This window comes from Maribellus sp. YY47 (assembly GCF_023111095.1).
GTDB lineage: Bacteria > Bacteroidota > Bacteroidia > Bacteroidales > Prolixibacteraceae > Draconibacterium.
Window position 1 is genome coordinate 1 of the sequence record NZ_JALGYW010000009.1, and the last position, 20,413, is coordinate 20,413.

A 20,413-nucleotide genomic window follows, 5' to 3' on the forward strand; every position below is an offset into this window, starting at 1 on the left:
CAATGCTGGAAATCATTCAGGCTGGTGGTTTTACGCATGGTGGTATCAATTTCGATGCAAAAACACGTCGTAATTCAACCGATCTGGAGGATATTTTCATTGCCCATATTGGAGGAATGGATGTTTTCGCACGCTCGCTGGTAATTGCCGATAAAATTCTCAATGACTCGCAATACCTGGCCATGCGTAAAACACGATATGCATCGTTCGACAGCGGCAAAGGAGCAGAGTACGAATCGGGGAAACTTGACCTGGAAGCATTGTACAATGCAGCAGCAGAACTGGGAGAACCCGCACAGATCAGTGGCAAACAGGAATTGATTGAGCAATTGATCAACTGGTATATCTAATGAAAGAAAGAAACACTTTCTACTTTGATTAAAAACATTGTGGCTGTCAAGGTAGCCACAATGTTTTTATAGCTGTTCTATATTCATCAATCTGTTATTCGCACATCCGGAAGCATGATTTTTATCATACTATTCATCCATCTTATTATTTAACCAGATTCCGGAAACAATCCCCAAAAGTGCACAGGTATTCTATAACATGTTGCAATTTTTATATAACCTGTTAATCAAACAATTAACAGTATAAAACAGGAGCTTTTTAACAAATATTAATTAATTTTTAAAAATGATTCAGGTTTCAATCAATTTTATACTATCTTAGCGAAGCCTTAATGAATATGAATTAGAAACTTATACACTACCTTTTCTCTATTAGACCAATAAGTTTTCTGATCTAACTAAACTAGACTATGAACAATCGGGTTATCGGCCAAAAGGATAACCCGTTTTTTTTTGCTCTTAACGAAGATCAAGTCTGCGAAGATTTCTTTTAAAACGGAAATAAAACAAAATACCTGCCGTTAGCAGCCCCACCAGGTAGCCAAACCAAATTCCCTGCGGGCCAAAATCCAAAAGAAAAGCAAAACCGTAACTGGTTGGAATACCAACCAGCAAATAAGCAATAAAAGAGATAAACATAGGTTGTGTTACATCTGCCATTCCCCTCAGCGTACTTTGCATTACCACTTGCAAGCCATCAAACAGCTGAAATATGGCGGCAATAATTAAAAGCCCTGCTGCCACTTCAATTACGGCAACATCGGTAGTAAACAAATACGGCAATATTTTTCGGGCGGTAATAAACAGTAAAGCAGCCAGCGACATAAAAGCAAGTACCAGGTGAGTAGATGCAAAAGCTGCGGTTTTCATCGCCACATAATCCTTCTCCCCCATTTGATGACTGACCCTTATCGTGTTGGCCTGCGAAACGCCCAGCGAAATCATATAAGTTGTCGAAGCCAGTCCGATGGCAACCTGATGTGCAGCCAAAGCGGTTTCGCCCAACCACCCCATCATTACTGCGCCTATGGCAAAAGCCGTAACTTCAACGATCAGCTGAAAACCGATGGGAATACCGATTTTCAATACTTCAATAACTTTTTTACGCGAAACCAGCTGAAGCCTTGCCTCCGAGAAATAAGACCTGAAAGCGGGATTCCTTCTCACATAGAGGGCAAACAACAAAGGCATAATTATACGAGAAGCCAGCGTGCCGATTCCCGCACCCAACAAGCCCAATTCGGGCATTCCAAACTTCCCGAAAATAAAGAGGTAGTTCACAACAATGTTTACCACATTCGATAAAAGCGTGATGTGCATCGCCATCTTTGTATTCCCGATACCTTCAAAAAACTGTTTTTGTGAGAAAAAAGCCATAAACGGCAAATACGATGCACACAACAACAAATAATAAGGCCTGGCCAGTTGCAGAACATCTTCTGGTTGGCCCATTAAAGGCAGAAAAAAGTACACACTAAACATCACTCCGGTAAGTGCAACAGATGCTATTGCATGAGAAAATGTACCGTTTTTCAGCCAAACGATCATTGATTTCCGGTCGTTCTTTCCAAAAGCAGTTCCCACCAGCGGAGTGATTCCATAGGTAACCCCCATGCCAAAAACCATCCCAATCATAAACACACTGTTGGCAAATGCTGCAGCGGCCAGTTCGGTAGTGCCCACGTGCCCCACCATCATGTTATCGACCAGGGCAACCATAACCTGACCAATTTGCGATAAAACAATTGGAAGAGCCAAATGTAGATTTCGCTTATAAAAAGGTATATAATTCTGAATTTTCACGCCGCAAATAAACAACTTACAATCCTTATTAAAAAAAGTTTTAGAGGATTAATTTTGATTATTGAACCGGTAAGAAAGTTGGAAAGAGAAATAAGGACTGCGCTTAAAATGGGATTCAACGTACAGATTATCGCCATTAGTGACCGTACTGTATTTGATCGAATTGAATACGTTTGCCCAGGAAACTTCGGCCTCCCATTTTCTTTTCATAAATGATTTCCGAAAGACCAGATTGGAATGCACATAACCATCCCGCTCAACCTGGGCGCTTACAAGCGGACTTACATAGGCAAACAAATGCCTGACAGAAAAAGTCTTTCCTAATTTAAAAGTATTGTTTAACCGAATATCTCCACGCATTTGGGCCTGCTCACTTTTATGATCAGCGAGATCAACCTTTAAGCGATAATGATACAAACTGCTTGACACGTTTAGGTTCCACCATTTTAAAATATCGTAACCCACCATCAACTCGGCTCCTGAACTAAGCGACTTTCCAACGTTCTCTTTCGTCCAGATGATCGAATTGTTTCCTCCCGGCCGGTAGTAGCTTTGAATTAAATTGTCGGTTGTGCGCGTAAAAATTTCAGCCGAAAAAAAATTATCTCCCCAGGAGCGGATGTACCCCATCTCGCAGGCATCGGAGTACGATGGCATCAGGTTTTCATTTCCGGTATAATAAATACTGGGTGATTCGTAACGCAATAAAGGTATTAGCTCGAAATAATCGGCCCGGCTTATTCTTCGGCTGTAACTCAGAGATAGCTGGTTCTTGTCGGTAAAATTGTAAACAATATGTGCCGAAGGGAAGAAATCCCTGAAGTTTTTTTCGGCGGGTACTTCTATTTCATTGTTATTCCCAGACACATAACTGTAATTCGATTTTCTGCGGGTATGCTCCATTCGCAGCCCCAACTTATAATCCAGCTTTCCGAAACTACTCTCGAAAGTCGCATAACCCGATATTACATCTTGTTGAAATTCGACTTTTTGCTGCTGATTTTCACTCCTGAAAAGAATAAAATAATTCTCTTCATCAAAAGATCCACTCTGCGTTGTAACTTTCGGAATATGATCAAGATTGACTTCAGCTCCAAGTTCCAGTGTTGACTTATCAGATAACTTGTCTTTATAGGATACATTGGTTTCAAAAATCCTTTCGTTGTGTTCTCTCGCCAAATAGCCAAGCTTTTCGAAACCATCGGCAAATATTTTGGTATCTATTTTACTCTCTTTTAAAGGTTGTAAATACGTGGAATAATCGACATACACCTTTAATAAACGCGAACGGTCTTTTTTAAATGCATGCTCGTAGGTCGTAACTGCCCTCAAATAGCGGTAATACATTTCAAAATTGCCGTCATAGTCATATCGATCAGAACTTTGCAATTCTCCCGAAAGAAATTCCGACTCGTTATAATATCCGCGGTCATAATAAATATTATTGCGTTGTACAGGATCAGCGCTTAACATAAAATCGATATAGTCTTTCTCTGAAAGATCGTAATTCAAACCAAACTCGATGTAACTGTTATTTACCCGTTCTTTTTTAGTTAACGAAGAAAAAGTCTGGTATTGGCTTTCACCTTCTGTGATCATCTGGTCTGATGTAGTGGTAAATTTTCGCTGGACAAAATCATCGAGTTGCCCCTGAATATACCAACCTCCTTTCGTTCCTTTTTGATCGACCGAAAAAAGCCATTCATACGAACCTAAGGTAGAAACTTTCGCGCTGGTGTTTATGGCATAGCCTTCCAAACGGTTGCGTTTTAGAATCACCTGAATAATTCCGGCGGTTCCCTGGACATCGTATTTCGCTGTCGGATTGGTAATAATTTCAATATACTGAATCTGATTGGCAGGAATCTGGCGCAGTTTTTCCTCTCCGTTAAGTTCCGGCCGTCCGTTCACATAAACCAAAAACGTTCCGTCGCCGCGGTAGGTCAAACGCCCGTCAACATTTACTTGCAGCGATGGCACATTCTCGAGCAAATCGATGGCTTTGTCTGCACCCGGAAAACTTTTGGCATTAATGATTTTCCGGTCAACCCCATACGAAATTCCGGAATTTTTTGAATTCACCGTTATTTCATCTAAATCTCTCGCCGAAACCGACAAAGCACTGGTTCCCAAATCGAAAAAAGGTTGATTAACAACAAAGGGATGAATAACCTTGGCATCGTAACCAATAAAACTAACTTTCAGACGGTAGTCTCCGTAATCCACCTCGCTAACCGTAAAAAGCCCATTATTATCGGTAATAGCTCCCAACAGACGGGTTGTATCCTGATCGGGTTTGAGCGTGATGTTGGCATAAGGTATCGGATCACCGGTTTTCTCATCGATGACCTTTCCCGACAGTTTTGCAGTTTGAGCCAAAGCAACAGAAGCGCCATGTGCCATAAACAACAACAATGTCAATTTAATAATATTGATACCAGATATCCTCATCCAAATCAATTAAATGCTGATAACGAATAAATTACATTTCAAAAAAGGTAGTAGTATCCAAATGTGTTCCTTATTCCATTTACGATTACGCAGGCTTGGTTGTCATTTGTCGATTTAAGGGCCTGAAGTAATTATCAAAAATGGCTGGTCGTTAATCCATTACAAATTTAAACTTGTTTTGTAATTAACAAAATAATCAATTAAGTTTTTTTTCACTTTTTGACTCATTCTGCATTTTTTTCAAAATCGAAGATTAAAAATACATGAGAATATCGGCATATTTACATTTATTAACACTATTCCGTTTTAGCATAAGGAGCCATCCCATATTTTTCGGCGTTGAAATTTTAGGAATTAAACAATTTTTAGTTCAAACAGTTATTTATAGCAGAATTTTAGACAGCTTAATTTTATTTGAAAATTCATATGAATAAAATCAAAAAGATTCTGATCGCAAACCGGGGGGAAATTGCGATTCGTGTTATGCGTACCTGCCGTGAGCTTGATATCGAAACTGTTGCCATTTACTCGGAAGCAGACCGGACATCACTTCACGTTCGTTATGCGCACGAAGCCTATTATGTAGGAAAAGCTCCTTCGTCGGAAAGTTACCTTAACATTGAAAAGATCATTGAAATCGCCAAAAAAAGTGGCGCCGATGCCATCCATCCGGGATACGGATTTTTATCGGAAAATGCATCGTTTGCACGTCGGTGTGCAGTTGAAGGCATCATTTTCATAGGCCCTTCGCCTGAAGTTATTGTTCAGATGGGCGATAAAATTCAGGCGCGCGATGCAATGAAAAAAGCAGGAATACCTGTTGTTCCGGGAACCGAAGGCGAAATAAAATCGGAGCAGGAAGCCCTGGAAATAATTAAGGAAATCGGACTTCCGGTAATGATAAAAGCTTCCGCCGGTGGTGGCGGAAAAGGAATGCGACTGGTGAAAAACGAAGCAGATGTTGTTTCATCGGTTCGGGCGGCACGCTCTGAAGCAAAAGCCGCTTTTGGCGACGATGCCGTTTACATCGAAAAATACATTACTTCGCCACACCACATTGAGTTTCAGATCCTGGCCGATCAGCATGGAAATACCGTTCATTTGTTTGAAAGGGAATGTTCGGTTCAGCGACGTCATCAGAAAATGATCGAGGAAACTCCATCTCCCCTAATGACTGCTGAATTGCGAAACGAAATGGGACAAGCTGCTGTAGAAGCTGCGAAAGCAGTGAACTATGTTGGCGCCGGAACCATTGAATTTTTGGTAGACAACGACCTGAATTACTATTTCTTGGAAATGAATACACGCTTGCAGGTGGAACACCCCATTACTGAACGTGTTACGGGAATCGACCTGGTAAAACAACAAATTCACGTCGCCGAAGGGCAACCGCTTGATTTTGCACAGGAAGACCTGAAACAGCAGGGACATGCCATCGAGTGCCGTGTGTACGCCGAAGATCCGGACAATAATTTTATGCCAAGTGCCGGTAAAGTCTACAAAATATCCGATCCGCTGGGATTTGGAGTACGTACCGATGGTTATGTGTACGAAGGTTACGAGATTCCGATTTACTACGACCCGATGATCTCAAAACTGATCGTTTGGGGAAAAACCCGCGACGAAGCGATTGGAAGAATGCGCCGGGCCTTGTACGAATACAAGATTACCGGAGTGAAAACATCGATTAAAATGCTGGAACGCGTGATGAAAAACGAAAATTTCATCCAAGGTAATTACGACACGCATTTTATCGAAAAAAACCAGGAACAGTTAATGGGGAAAGACCAGACCAAAGATCCGGAAGACATGGTAATAATTGCAGCATTTATCGACTACCTCGATAAATTATCGGCAGTATCTACCAATCAAAAAGAGTTTGTTCCGGCTCAAAGCCGCTGGAAAAAAATCCCTTACGTAAATCATTTTTAAGTTCTGATTATGGCAGTACAAATAAAAATAGGTGACAGGCTTGCCTGGGTAAACTTGTTAAAACAAGACGGCAACTTACTGGAAGTGGAAGTGGACGGAAAAAAATACGAAGTTGACCTGATGCACACCGCTGACGGAACATTTTCGATTCTTGAGGGTGGTCACTCTTACGACATTGAGTTGGTACCGGATGAAACACCAAAAAAATACACCGCTTACACCCTATACGAAACGCACAATGTGGAAGTGATTGATGCCGAAGCACGCTACCTGCAAAACCGGAATGCCAACGGAGCAGCAGCTGCTGAAAGTAAAATCACATCGCCGATGCCGGGCAAAGTAGTTAAAGTATTGGTATCGGAAGGAGACCCGGTACAACAGGGAGAAACCGTTGTTATTATTTCGGCCATGAAAATGGAAAGTGAATACAAAGCTCCCAAAGACGGCGTGGTTAAAAAGGTGTTTGTAAAAGCCGACGACACCGTTGACAGCAACCAGGTTTTAATTGAATTGGAGTAACACATTTCGGTAGTTAAAAATTTCATGAGCAGTAAATGCTTTAATTGATAACGACAATTTCACCTAACCAAAAGACAAATTACAAGAAATGAATTTAAAGGAAAAATACGATCAACTCGAAGCCTTTAACCAACAGGCAGAACTCGGCGGCGGACAAGAACGCATTGATAAACAACATGAATCGGGAAAGAAAACCGCAAGGGAAAGAATTGTCCAGCTACTCGATCCGGGCACTTTTAACGAGATTGACAAATTGATGACTCACCGAAACTACGATTTTGGAATGGAGGCCAAAAAGGTACTGGGCGACGGACTGATCTCGGGATACGGCAAAGTTAATGGCCGTCTGGTGTATGTTTTCGCCCAGGATTTTACAGTTTTCGGAGGTTCGCTTAGTCGTGCCAATGCCGACAAAATTGTAAAAATTCAGGAGTTGGCGCTTAAAATGGGCGCTCCGCTTATTGGTTTGAACGACTCGGGTGGCGCGCGTATCCAGGAAGGCGTTGAAAGCCTTGCAGGTTATGCCGATATTTTCTACAACAACGTCATTTCATCGGGTGTTATTCCGCAGATTTCTGCCATTCTGGGCCCTTGTGCGGGTGGCGCTGTATATTCTCCGGCACTTACCGATTTCATTTTTATGGTGAACGAAAAGAGCCATATGTTTGTGACCGGGCCCGAGGTTATTAAAACGGTAACACACGAAGACGTATCAAAAGAAGAGTTGGGAGGGGCACACACCCACAATACCAAAAGTGGCGTTGCGCATTTTAACGGGAACGACGAAGACCAAACCTTAATGATGATTCGCGAACTCTTGAGCTTCCTTCCATCAAACAACCTGGAAGATCCGCCGGTAAAACCGAACATGGATCCGGTTGACAGGGTAGATGAAAACCTTCAGGAAATTGTTCCGGTAGACCCGAACAAGCCATACGATATGCACGAAATCATCCAGACTGTAATTGATAACAAACACTTCCTGGAAGTTCAGTCGCAGTATGCGCAAAATATTATTGTTGGATTTGCCCGTTTCGGAGGTAAACCCGTGGGCGTGGTTGCGAATCAGCCGGGTCATCTGGCCGGTGTTCTCGATATCAACTCATCGGTAAAAGCAGCCCGCTTTGTTCGTTTCTGCGATGCATTCAACCTTCCGCTTGTAACTTTTGTCGACGTTCCCGGATTCTTACCCGGAACCAGCCAGGAGTTTGGAGGTATTATCAAACACGGGGCAAAATTATTGTATGCCTATGCTGAAGCAACGGTACCGAAAATCACGATAATAACGCGTAAAGCTTACGGTGGCGCCTACGATGTAATGTCGAGCAAGCACATTGGAGCTGATGTAAACCTCGCCTACCCAACAGCTGAAATTGCGGTAATGGGACCGGAAGGCGCCATTAACATCATCCACCGCAACGTGATGAATGAAGAAGAAAAGGCAAAAGCAGTACAGGAATACCGTGACAAATTTGCCAATCCCTACAAAGCTGCCTCTCTGGGATATATCGATGAAATCATCCAACCGCGCGAAACGAGGAAAAAAATCATCACCGCGTTGGATATGACACAGAACAAACGCAAATCGAATCCTCCCAAAAAACACGGGAATATTCCTTTGTAATAAAATAAGAGTTGGAACAATCTAGTTTCCAACACATTAATAAATGGAATGGTGAGTATCTTGTAATTAGATATTCACCATTTTCATACTATTAGATTTGTTCTTTCAAAGGTATAGTATGAAACTCGCATGTATTTCAAACATTCTACTGGATGTGAATACTTTACATGCTCGTTTCATTTTAATAAACCACAGAACATACCTTTGCCAAATCGGCTAAAAAAGAATACTTTAGTGCCTCTGAAAAAGAAAAACGCAGATCGCTACCATGAAGTTACTGAAAATCAAGCTCCACTGGCAAATCCTTATCGCACTCGCATTAGCTGTACTTTTTGGATACTATTTTCCTGAAGGCATAAAATACACTGCCTGGATGGGTGAAATTTTTCTGACCGCTTTAAAAATGGTAATTGTACCGTTAATACTAAGCTCCATCGTTTCGGGGGTAACCAGCATGGGAAGCGGTAAGAATCTTGGCAGACTTGGGGGGAAAACCATACTTTATTACGTATCAACAAGTACTTTGGCAATTTTCACCGGATTATTTCTGGTAAACCTCATCAAGCCCGGAGTTGGTATTGAAATGGGCCTTAGCCAGACCGTTGAAGGATTGACCGAGAAAGCCGGTTCTGTAAACGATATTCTGATGCGCATCATTCCGGAAAATATTTTTCAGTCGATGGTAAACGGAGAAATTCTGCCCATAATATTTTTTGCCATCATGTTCGGTGTTTTCATTACCCAGGTAAACGATAAATACAAAGAAAGCCTGACCACTTTTTTTGAAGCCGTGTTTGAAGTGATGATGAAAATGACCATGTTTATTATCAAGTTTACTCCGCTCGGAATTTTTGGGATCGTTTCACGCGAAGTAGCGCGAAATGCCGCGAACCTGGCGGATATTGCCGGAGGCATGGCGGTTTATATGCTAACGGTTATCCTAGCATTGGCAATACATGCTTTTATTACCCTTCCTCTGATTGTACGTTTTATCGCCAAAGCAAAGCCATATAAACACCTCAACAATATGGCGACACCACTACTTACTGCTTTTTCAACAGCATCATCAAGTGCAACGCTGCCTTTAAGTATGGAAGCCGTCGAACACAAAAGTGGAGTATCGAATAAAATTACAAGTTTCACGCTACCGCTCGGAGCTACTGTTAACATGGACGGTACCGCTTTATACGAATGCGTGGCAGCCATGTTTATTGCACAGGTATACGGAATCGATCTCTCATTTGCCCAGCAACTGCTGATTGTTGTTACCGCCTTGCTGGCCTCAATTGGTGCAGCCGGAATACCCATGGCCGGGCTTGTAATGCTTACCGTAATTCTCACGGCAGCAGGTTTACCCCTGGAAGGTATCGGATTGATACTGGCGGTTGATCTTCCGCTTGACATGATGCGGACTACCATAAACGTTTGGAGCGACAGTTGTGGTGCTGTTACCGTTGCCCGTTCAGAAAACGAAGCAACCAACGTTGGACTGGGATAGCCATCGACACTGTTTTCTGCAAAACACCAGGTTTCATCTGCTAAATACCCGTTTTAACCGACATAATACTGTCTGTAGCCTACCACCTGAATTTGGCCGAAATTTATTTCTTGTTCGCAGATAATCAGCTATTTATTCAAATATTTAATGTACAATTGCAGAAAAGAGCGGTTAACAAGCCTTGTTCCGGAATAAGCTTAACAAGGTTTGAAATTCGCCAAATGAGAAACTGCAATGAAGATCTTTAAGTATAGAGTACTCAATCATATCCTGTTTTGGATAGCGATATTTACGTTTTACACCATTCCCTACCTGCTTTCGTACGGGTTTGTACTGGAAGCCTTTATCAATCTTATTTATATTCCGGTGGACATTGTCGGGGTGTATTTTGTGATTGAATTCCTGATTCCAAGATATGTCTTCAAAAAACGAAAACTGATCATTTACTTTTTAGGAACAGTAGCCGTTATCGCACTGAACATCCTTATTTCTCAATTTATAAAATACAACATACAACCGGCCCTGGGATTTTGGGTAATGCGCCGTCCGCTGCAAACCGAATTGTTTTACGCGCTGCTGAATAATTTTATGATTATTGGCACCGCCACTGCCTTAAAGCTCTTTAGCTATTCCTACAATATTCAGTTAACAAAGTCAGAACTAGAAAGAAAAACGGTGCAATCGGAATTGGGAATTTTGCGCTCGCAGGTCAATCCTCATTTTCTGTTCAATGTATTGAACAACATCGATTCGCTGATTTTTGAAGACCGCGAAAAAGCATCGAACGCCATAGTGCTCCTCTCGAAAATTATGCGGTACATGCTTCAGGAATCGACACGCGAAGAGGTAAATCTAGAGAAAGAAATGGAGTACATACACGATTACCTCGAATTAGCTCAATTGAGTTTTAGCTCCCCCGATTTTGTGCGTTTCGAAATGCAGGGAACCGCCGTTGGCAAAGAAGTTCCTCCCCTGCTTTTTATCCCAATCATCGAAAACGCGGTAAAACACTGCAACAAGCAATCGCCTGTTCCGGGAATTGAAATTGAATTCAAAATAAGTGATGAGTGTATTGAATTACGCACCAGCAACTATGTAAAACGAAACGATTTCAAACTTCCTGACAATGGCTCGGGAACCGGTTTGAAAAACGTTGAAAAACGTTTAAAACTGCTGCATGGCGACAATTTCACTTTTGATATCAACCGGAATATGGATAAATTTGAAGTGAATATCAAAGTTCCAATTAAACGAACGCTGAAATGAAAATGAATTGCATTGCCGTTGACGACGAGCTTCTGGCCTTAAAAAAGATACAACGATTTGCCGAGAAGATCGACTACCTGAATCTTTTGGGAACGTTCGACAATGCGCTTTCCACCTTTTCTTTTCTGCGTGAAAACCAGGTCGACCTGATTTTTCTCGATATTCAGATGGATGAATTCACCGGCATTCAGTTGCTCGAAACCATCAAAGATCCGCCTTACGTTATCCTTACAACCGCTTACAACGAATATGCACTTAAGGCATATGAACTTGACGTGGTGGATTACCTGTTAAAACCCATCCCCTTTGATCGTTTTGTAAAAGCCGTCGAAAAAGTGTATGCCCGCTTTCTGAAAGATCAGAACCAACGCCAGGTAGCACAGGTAAATCCAATTCAAAACCAGCCCCACAGCGATCAGCCCGATTATATGTTTATCAAATCGGGGAGTAAAACCGTTAAAGTGTATTTTAACAAAATATTGTACATCGAGGGGCAGCGTGATTACCTGCAAATTCATACCGAAGACAGCAAAATCATGACCTTGCTGAATTTCAAGAAAATGCAGGAATTACTTGATCCGCAAAAATTTGTGCGAGTACATAAATCCTACATCATCGCGCTCGATAAAATTGATTACATCGAAAATCACGCCATTAAAATCCGGAAAAAACTGATACCGGTTAGCAGTACTTATAAAGTGGCATTCTTTAACCTGCTGAATAAAAATAATTTTATTTAGACCTTCAGCCCGATAAAGTCAAAAATCATTTCAACCTTTTTTTGAATTACGCTCCCACTTTTCCCGAAATCCTTATTTTTGGGGCTGTTTTTAAAATCTAAATCTAAACAGTATGAGACAAAACCTGCAAGTAACACTGCTTATTTTGATGTTGTTTGGTCTTACCAACTGCAAAAAGACCACACCCAACATTTTTTACAAAAAGCAATACGTCAAAGAAATAAAGGAAGCGCGCAAGGAAGCAACCTTCTTTACCGCCCGGAATTTCATTCCCGGATCAAGTGCAGCCATTTACTTTAAAGGTGAGTTGATCTATTCGGAAGGAATTGGCCTGGCCTCTTCCGACTTGGACGTACCCGTTACCCGGAAAACCAAATTCAGGATAGGCGAACTTTCTCAGTTGTTCACCAGCGCCATTTACAATAAACTACTGGAAGAAGGTACACTAAGCGAAGATTCTGCCATCCAGAAATACTATCCGCAATTTCCCGTAAAAAGCAGTACCATTACGCCGCAACTTTTGGCCTACGAAACAGCGGGGATTACAACTCCGATGTCAGAAGACAAATACAGGGGAGGCATAAACATAAGCCTCGAAAAAGCGATCGACCGTTTCAAGGATACTCCGCTCTCGCTTGAACCCAACATATACCAGATTCCCAGCATTTACAACTACAACTTACTGGGAGTTGTTATGGAGAAAGCAAGCGGGAAAAACTATCGCAAGTTGTTAACGGAATATGTTACCGATACTTTGAACCTGGAAAACACCGAAATCGACAATGTGCTGACATCGATCAAAAACCGAAGCAATTTTTTTGAATTGAACCTGGTCTCGCAGGTCACAAACAGCATGTTCTACGATTTACGACAAAATGTATCTTCCGAAGGTCTGCTTTCAAATGCTGAAGATTTGGCAACGTTTGGAAATGCCATCCTTCATTCCGAATATTTCAGCGGTGTACGTGATAGAATTTTCAAAAAAATTGTTTTAAAAAATGGACAGGAAGCCAATATGGCTAACGGCTGGGTGATATACAACGACAGAGAAGGACGCCTAATTTACGGTCGACAGGGAAGCGTGCCCGGAGGCGGCGGATCGCTGATTATGTACCCTGAATACGATCTGGTGGTGGCTTTTACCTGCAATGTAACTGCATCGCTCGACGAAACTCCGGTTTTTTCGATGGCAGCCCCTTTCCTTCCCGAAATTCAGCCGGAAACAGAAGAAAAGCAATAGCATGATTAACCGCCTGGCGAATAACATTAAAACAGGCGAATAGTAAAGGGTTTCTGTAAAAAGTTTTAAATTAGTGAGGTAACTAAACTTTTTATGGAAACCCTTATTCTTTTAGGATTGATCATCGGCCTCGCAGCAGGCGTTGCCGCAACGCACTTTGTGTACAAATCAAGAACAGAAAAACAGCTCCACAGCCAGTCGGTTCTGTTACTCGAAAAAATAAAACAAGTGTGCAAGCTGATCACGGTAGAAGGCGAATTCTCTGAGATTTTTACCCACCGCGATGAAAAAATACTGTTCTTTAAACTTTTCCAGGCCAAGAAAAAGGCACTGCTGATCATCAAAGCCAAAGTAATGATCGGCTTCGATCTCACACAGATCAACATCGAAATAAATGCACCCAAAAAACAGGTGCGCCTCTCTGGTTTTCCCCAGCCCGAAATATTAAGCATCGATAGCGACCTGGAATATTACGATATACAAAAAGGTCTGATCAATAAATTCTCGGAAAACGATCTGAATAACATGACGAAAAGATCCAAAGAACTGATCCGTGAAAAAGTAGAAAACAGTCATCTAATTCTAATCGCCCGCCAGCAGGCCAACGACACAGTTGCCGTGATGCGTGAATTAATTGAATCGGTGGGTTGGGAACTGATAACCGAAAACATGGCTTTGGACGGCACGACAGAAAAAGCAGGCCTGAATGCCTCCCCTTCCTGAACGCTTATTCTGAATTACACCTTAATTCTCTGTAAAAAATACCTCGTTGTCAGCAAATTAATTTGGGCAAAAATCAGAAACAAAAAATTAGTTATAACTTGCCTGGGTAAAATCAGGTAATCACTTCAGAAGCTCCATAAGGAGCAGAAATCATTAAATCGAAAGAAATGAACAACTTCAGAATCATACAGGTACTTTTTCTGGTTGTTGTAGCCGGACTGTTTCAATCGTGCGATAGCAATAAAAAAAACTGGGAAATCAAAGGAACGGCTGAATCCGAATCAATGGTTTTTCTCTATCGGCTTTATCCGGAAGCGAGCCTGATTGACTCCACGCAAACCAATCACCGAAAGTTTACCTTCGCGGGAGAAAACGGCGACGAAAGACTTGAACCGTTCTGCCTGGTTTTCGGTGAAGATCAAAAAACCGAACTGATTTGTATGCTGCGCAATGGCGATCATTTGAAATTACAGCCTGACAAACAAGCCGGTCCCAGCTTTTCAGGAACTGAGATTTCGGACGACCTGAATAAATATTACACGTTCAAAAAGTTGGAAAAACAACTGAACGCAGATCTTTTAAAAGAGTTGAATGAAACTCCTGCTGACGATGATGGCCGCGATCAGAAAATGATTTCGTACCGCGAAAAAGTGCAAAACCTCGAAAACGAAAAAACAGAATTTCTCCGGTCGATCGTTTTTCCGGGATTGAATGGTTACCTGGTTTTAAAAGAGCTACAGCATTCCGGAGTAGTGGAAAAAGAAGTTGTCGGCAAATACCGCGATGCACTTACAGCCGAAGGCGCATTAACCGACTACGGGATAAAAGTCCATCGTATTTACGAGTTTTTTGACGCCTATGCTTTAAGCCGCGAAATGGAAATCCTTGATTCAGCTACTATTAGCGAACGATACAACAAACTTAGCGAAGAAAACAAAACCTCAGCATTTGCCAAAATAGTAGAACAGTATTTGCTAAAATTAAAAACAGAATAAACATTTGTTTTATGGCTCCGTTATTCAATCTAACAACTAAGAAAAAAAATGAAATTTCGCCCGTCGAAAAAGGTAAAAATGCCAAATTGAATAAGAGGCATAATTTCATAAAAAACTAACCTATTTTACCGCTTATAAATGTTCAAAATATTCATCCAGAATGCAGCATTGTTGCTCACTTTATCCTTTCTGAGTGGAACCATCAAATTCTATCGCCCCAAAAAAGACATTTATTATCGGCTCATCAACGGAACGTGGTTTGGATTGGTAGCTATTGCTGCAATGATGATGCCCTATCAGTACCAGACCGGTACAATCTACGACGGACGTTCGGTTGTAATGACCCTGGCCGGGCTTTGGGGAGGTGGCATTCCTGTCCTCATTTCAATTGTGCTTGCAGGAGCTTACCGGATATATATTGGGGGTATCGGGATATATGTGGGCGTAACAACCATTGTATTATCCGGATTAACCGGATTGATATTTCGCTACTATTTGCGCGACCGTATATACAAAGTTAACCTCTCCATCTTTATTGGTATTGGTCTGGTTTCTCAACTTGTGGTGATGGTCAGCCAATTTATGCTCCCGATAGAACCCATTCAGCTTTTTAAAAAGATATGGGCTCCGTTTCTGGTAATCTTTCCTTTAATATTTGCTTTTATTGCCCGTTTATTCCAGGTCATCGACAGGTACATATACGGAGAGCAAAGAATCAGAGCTGCTGAAGAACTTTACAGAACTACTTTACTGAGCATTGGTGATGCTGTAATTTGTACAGATGCATATGGGAAAATTACGCAAATGAACGCGGTAGCTGAAAATCTGACCGGATGGAAATTTTCGGAAGCAGAAAACAAAGAACTGGAAAAAGTTTTCCGGATTATCAATGAATTCAACAGAGAGAAGGTCGAAAGCCCGGTAGAAAGAGTGCTCAGCGAAGGGAAAATTGTTGGACTGGGCAACCATACCCTACTCCTTTCAAAAGACGGGAATGAAATCCCCATCGCCGACAGTGGAGCTCCCATAAAAAATAAAGAAAATCAAATCATCGGAGTTGTTCTCGTTTTCAGAGACCAATCAGCAGAAAGAGAACAACAATTAATTCTTGAAAAAAGTGAAGCCAGGTACCGCGAACGCGAATTCTGGTTAAGGGAATCGCAACGAATCGGGAAAATCGGCACCTATGAGTTCAATATCCGGGAAGACTGCTGGACTTCTTCTGAAGTACTCGATAATATATTCGGAATAAAAGCAGATAGTGAAAAAACGACAGCCACCTGGATGAATCTGATACATCCGGATGATCGAAAAATGATGACCGAGTACTTTAAGAATCGTGTTGCCGAAAAGCAGACCTTTTTTGATTTGGAATACAGAATCAGCCGCAGCGACAACGGAGAGGAACGCTGGGTAAACGGGCAGGGAGAATGTCAGTTTGACGATTCTCAAAACCCATTACGGATAATCGGTACCATACAGGACATTACCGATCGAAAACGGTTTGAACAGCAACTCAAAGAAAGTGAAGAAAGATTTCGGAATTCAATCCTTATGGCTCCCATTCCCATCATGGTTCACGACGAAACCGGTAAAATACTAAACCTGAGTGAAGGATGGACACACTTTTCGGGTTACACACTTGATGAATTGCCTGACCTGGATACCTGGACACAAAAAGCATTTGGAGACCAGGCCGAAGAAAGAAAAAATTTCATCAATAGCCTGTACGATAAACCCCAAACTGTATTTAGCGGTGAGTATGAGATTACCGCTAAAAGCGGCGCTAAACGAATCTGGTATTTTTACCATACCCCTCTTGGCATAAGCGGTGGTAAAAGGATAATGCTAAACATTGCTCCCGATGTTACACAACGGATTCGGACGAAGAAAGAACTACAGGAAAGCGAGAGCGCCTATCGTTTACTTTTCGAAAATCATATTGCAGTAAAATTACTCATCGATCCGGAGGATGGCTCTATTGTAAGAGCCAATCAGGCTGCAGCTGATTTTTATGGATGGAGCATCGATGAACTTCAGAATATGAAGATCACCCAGATTAACTGTATGCCCGAAACGAATGTTTTGGGCTACATCAACACAACACTGGAGAGTAAACGCCTAAGTATTGATTTCAAACACCGACTGGCAAACGGGGAAATTAAAGATGTTGAAGTTTTCAGCAACAGGATAGACTATCGGGGAAAACAGATATTACACAGCATTATTCACGATGTAACCGAAAAAAAACAATTGTTTCGGGAATTGGTGGCAGCAAAAGAAGAAGCTGAAGAAAGCGAGCGCCTGAAATCGGCTTTTCTGGCCAATGTAAGCCACGAGATAAGAACGCCACTCAACGGTATTGTTGGCTTCAGTAACATCCTCGCCCACGACGAAAACCTGCCGATGAACGAAAAAGCCGAGTTTGCTCAGATCATTAACAAAAGTTCTGAAGGCTTGCTGAAAATCATTAACGATATTCTCGACATATCAAGGCTGGAAACGGGCAAAACAACCATCGATGAAAAACCGTTCGAAGTTGGTGGTATGCTGGATAATATAAATTCCATATTCCAAAAGCGCCTGTCTGACAGCAAGCAAAACATTGGTTTTCAACTGCTGTCAAAGAAACCCGAAAAACCCGTTTTTATAAAAGGAGACGAAGAGCGAATAACGCAGATTTTCTCAAACCTACTTGATAATGCCATTCGGTTTACTCACAAAGGAGAAATATGCTTTGGCGTTTCTTCGGTAAGTGAAACTGAACTTGAGTTTTTTGTTTCGGATACAGGCGTGGGTATTGAAAAAGAAAATCAACAACTCGTTTTCGAACGTTTTACGCAGGCAGACTCAGGGACTTCGAGAAGTTACGGAGGCACAGGGCTGGGACTTGCTATTGTGAAAAAACTGCTCGAAATGATGAACAGCGAAATTCATCTCGAATCGGAGCCCAACAAAGGCACACGCTTCTGGTTCAAACTTCCCTGTCTGTCGATCGATCTCAGCACCGCACCAACCACCACTGACAACCAGCTAACAGAAACTCACGAAGCAAAAAAGAAAAACACCGAAACGAAGATCCTGGTTGTGGAAGATGACATCGCCAGTCTTTTTTATTTCCGGCAGGTACTCGGAAAAATTTACTCCAACCTGTTTTTTGCAGAAAACGGAGCCAAAGCACTGGAACTGTTCGAATCGGAAGCTCCCGACATTATTTTAATTGATATTGGCCTTCCGGATATGAGCGGACTGGAAGTCATCCGGAAAATACGTGAAACCGACAGCCAGGTAAGGATCATTGTTCAAACCGCTTACGTCATGCCCGAGGATGAGCGGAATGCGCGCGAGGCAGGGTGCAACGACTTTTTCACAAAACCGGTAAAAACACAATTGCTTCTGGAAAAGTTACAGGCTAATTGATCAACATCTTCCCTGCTCTGCTTTTAATCAGATCGTAAAGTTGTACAACTTCAGCAAAGTAATAATGCTTGCTGAAGTTTACCAGATATAAATCTGATTCGAAACTAAATGAAAAAAAAGTTGACTACCCCTTAGCAAAGAAAGGAATAGTCAACCTGAAAATGTTCTTTATTTATCAGTACTTATTATCCTGAATACAAACCGATTTACAAGCTCCACCCATTGCGGTAGGTATGTTTTATCCATTCAGCACACATTTCCTGCGCATTCCATTTCACCATTTTCTTCGACTCGCTTTCCACTGACTGGGTAACTACATCCGAAGTGAAGGGGAACAGTTCTGTTGTCCTCAGTGTTTCATCCGGCGCAATATTGGTGACTTTCATATTTTCGGCGTCCCAAAGCAGCGTTTTCTGCAGCGACTGCATCCGTACCGCCAGGTTTCCCATTACCACCATTTCGTTAAACGGGCCGGCATATTCGAAACAGGAAGCTGGTTTTCCACCATTTTTACAGCAATTAACAAAATGCATCTCGTGCCGTCCTCCGCCATTCGGATCATCTGAAATCCTTTCGAGCGTAACTTTTGTTTCGGGCACAATTTCCTCACCATTTTGGTATACCTTCCATTTGTCGCCATAGGCTTCAGCAATAAGAATAGCTTTGCTACCAATAAACATAAAACCTCCGCCGGGATTCATCGGTGCATTAACCGGCAAATGGAAAGGCCGTGCGGGCATTAATCCGCCATCGTACCAGGTTAGTTCCAGTTCGGGAAGAGCGCAGTACGGCAGATTTTTTCTTGCCGGAAAAAGATACGAAACCTTTGCCGATACCGGTGCACTTTCGGTATTTACCAGCGACGAACTGGCCTGGAACGCTATTGGGGCACCCAGCTGAAGGGCATAGTTGGGAACATCAAGCAGGTGACAGCCCATATCGCCAAGCGCGCCGGTACCAAAATCCCACCAGCCGCGCCATATCCACGGATGGTATTCAGCATTGTACGCCCGCATTTTTGCAGGTCCTATAAATAAATCCCAATCCAAAGTGTCGGGTACTTTTTCTTCTTTCAGGGGTTTGGGCATTCCCTGCCGCCAAATGGGCCGGTTGGTCCAAACGTGGGCTTCGCGTATTTCTCCCAAACATCCGCTATGAACCACCTCGGCCACTTCATAAACCGTATCTTTCGAGTGGCCTTCGTTACCCATTTGAGTAACCACCCCGGTTTCTTTGGCCAGCTTTGTCAGGTACCGCGATTCCCACACCGAATGCGTTAGTGGTTTTTGCAGGTAAACATGTTTTCCCAATTGCATGGCAGCAGCAGCCGGCAGCGCATGGGTATGGTCGGGCGTGGCAATAACCACCGCATCAATATCTTTTTGCTTTTCCAGCATTTCCCGGTAGTCCTTCCATTTTGTTGCTTTCGGATAGGTCTTGAAAACCGGATCGGCATAGCTCCAATCCACGTCGCACATGGCCACCATGTTTTGCCCGGGCATATTTTTCAGGTTAACAGCTCCCTTGCTGCCAATGCCAATTCCGGCAATGTTTAATTTATCACTTGGTGCAATGTGCCCCATTCCCGACACAGCATGGCTCGGAACAATGGAGAAACCGGCTGCAGCAACAGCAGTGGTTCCGATAAAATTTCGTCGATTGAATTTTTTGTTCATTGTTATTGGTTTTAGTTGAATAGAATGTTCGATTAATGCCGATTTTGAACGTTGAATTTACCCATAAAATGAGACTCCTGAAAGAGCAACACTCGTATTGAACGATTATTATTTCAAAATAACCAATTCTCAATTTTGAATGTAAAATATCCAACAAAATCTTGAAAATGGGATAT

13 protein-coding genes and 1 pseudogene are annotated in these 20,413 nt (G+C 42.2%); 11 read left to right on the forward strand and 3 right to left on the reverse strand.

The annotated features are described in order from the left end of the window. Positions 1-350 (forward strand): annotated as a pseudogene (locus MR764_RS08815) (xylose isomerase); the annotation flags it as partial. Positions 351-809: 459 nt separating this feature from the next. Here the strand turns inward: MR764_RS08815 and MR764_RS08820 are convergent. Together MR764_RS08820 and MR764_RS08825 are read right to left on the reverse strand one after the other, a co-directional pair. Continuing rightward, on the reverse strand, positions 810-2,153 hold the full coding sequence (locus tag MR764_RS08820; RefSeq protein ID WP_348773076.1) for an MATE family efflux transporter: 1,344 nt from the start codon (positions 2,151-2,153) through the stop codon (positions 810-812). Between the two features lie 48 nt (positions 2,154-2,201). Continuing rightward, complete coding sequence (locus tag MR764_RS08825; protein ID WP_247979046.1) at positions 2,202-4,604, reverse strand: outer membrane beta-barrel family protein; 2,403 nt, start codon at positions 4,602-4,604, stop codon at positions 2,202-2,204. Positions 4,605-5,030: 426 nt separating this feature from the next. Between MR764_RS08825 and accC the strand changes: the two genes are divergently transcribed. The 10 genes from accC to MR764_RS08875 all read left to right on the forward strand — a co-directional run bounded on the left by accC (position 5,031) and on the right by MR764_RS08875 (position 18,561). Next, the gene (accC, locus tag MR764_RS08830) at positions 5,031-6,536 is read left to right on the forward strand and encodes an acetyl-CoA carboxylase biotin carboxylase subunit (protein WP_247979047.1); all 1,506 of its coding nucleotides are present in this window, start codon (positions 5,031-5,033) and stop codon (positions 6,534-6,536) included. Positions 6,537-6,545: 9 nt separating this feature from the next. Continuing rightward, positions 6,546-7,055 (forward strand): biotin/lipoyl-containing protein, encoded by a 510-nt coding sequence (locus MR764_RS08835; protein WP_247979048.1) that lies wholly within the window; start codon positions 6,546-6,548, stop codon positions 7,053-7,055. A gap of 88 nt (positions 7,056-7,143) precedes the next feature. Then, positions 7,144-8,679 carry an acyl-CoA carboxylase subunit beta gene (locus MR764_RS08840; RefSeq protein WP_247979049.1) on the forward strand — a complete coding sequence of 512 codons (1,536 nt, stop codon included), beginning with the start codon at positions 7,144-7,146 and terminating at the stop codon, positions 8,677-8,679. A gap of 268 nt (positions 8,680-8,947) precedes the next feature. Beyond that, entirely contained in the window at positions 8,948-10,177 is a 1,230-nt protein-coding gene (locus MR764_RS08845; protein ID WP_247979050.1) for a dicarboxylate/amino acid:cation symporter, read from the forward strand. Positions 10,178-10,411: 234 nt separating this feature from the next. Next, positions 10,412-11,443 (forward strand): histidine kinase, encoded by a 1,032-nt coding sequence (locus MR764_RS08850; RefSeq protein ID WP_247979051.1) that lies wholly within the window; start codon positions 10,412-10,414, stop codon positions 11,441-11,443. After that, complete coding sequence (locus tag MR764_RS08855) at positions 11,440-12,183, forward strand: LytTR family DNA-binding domain-containing protein (protein WP_247979052.1); 744 nt, start codon at positions 11,440-11,442, stop codon at positions 12,181-12,183. The genes MR764_RS08850 and MR764_RS08855 overlap by 4 nt, the downstream gene beginning before the upstream one ends. Positions 12,184-12,295: 112 nt before the next feature. Next, positions 12,296-13,423: a serine hydrolase domain-containing protein gene (locus MR764_RS08860; protein WP_247979053.1), complete on the forward strand. Its 1,128-nt coding sequence runs from the start codon at positions 12,296-12,298 to the stop codon at positions 13,421-13,423. Between the two features lie 93 nt (positions 13,424-13,516). Then, positions 13,517-14,146: a DUF4230 domain-containing protein gene (locus tag MR764_RS08865; protein WP_247979054.1), complete on the forward strand. Its 630-nt coding sequence runs from the start codon at positions 13,517-13,519 to the stop codon at positions 14,144-14,146. A gap of 167 nt (positions 14,147-14,313) precedes the next feature. Further along, a complete protein-coding gene (locus MR764_RS08870) occupies positions 14,314-15,141 on the forward strand; it encodes a hypothetical protein (RefSeq protein ID WP_247979055.1) in 828 nt (275 codons plus the stop codon). A 138-nt stretch (positions 15,142-15,279) separates the two neighbouring features. Further along, positions 15,280-18,561, forward strand: coding sequence for a PAS domain S-box protein (locus MR764_RS08875; RefSeq protein ID WP_247979056.1), 3,282 nt, complete (start codon positions 15,280-15,282; stop codon positions 18,559-18,561). Positions 18,562-18,767: 206 nt separating this feature from the next. Here MR764_RS08875 and MR764_RS08880 read toward each other — a convergent pair whose 3' ends face one another. After that, positions 18,768-20,237: a Gfo/Idh/MocA family oxidoreductase gene (locus MR764_RS08880; protein ID WP_247979057.1), complete on the reverse strand. Its 1,470-nt coding sequence runs from the start codon at positions 20,235-20,237 to the stop codon at positions 18,768-18,770. Between the last annotated feature and the right edge of the window lie 176 nt (positions 20,238-20,413).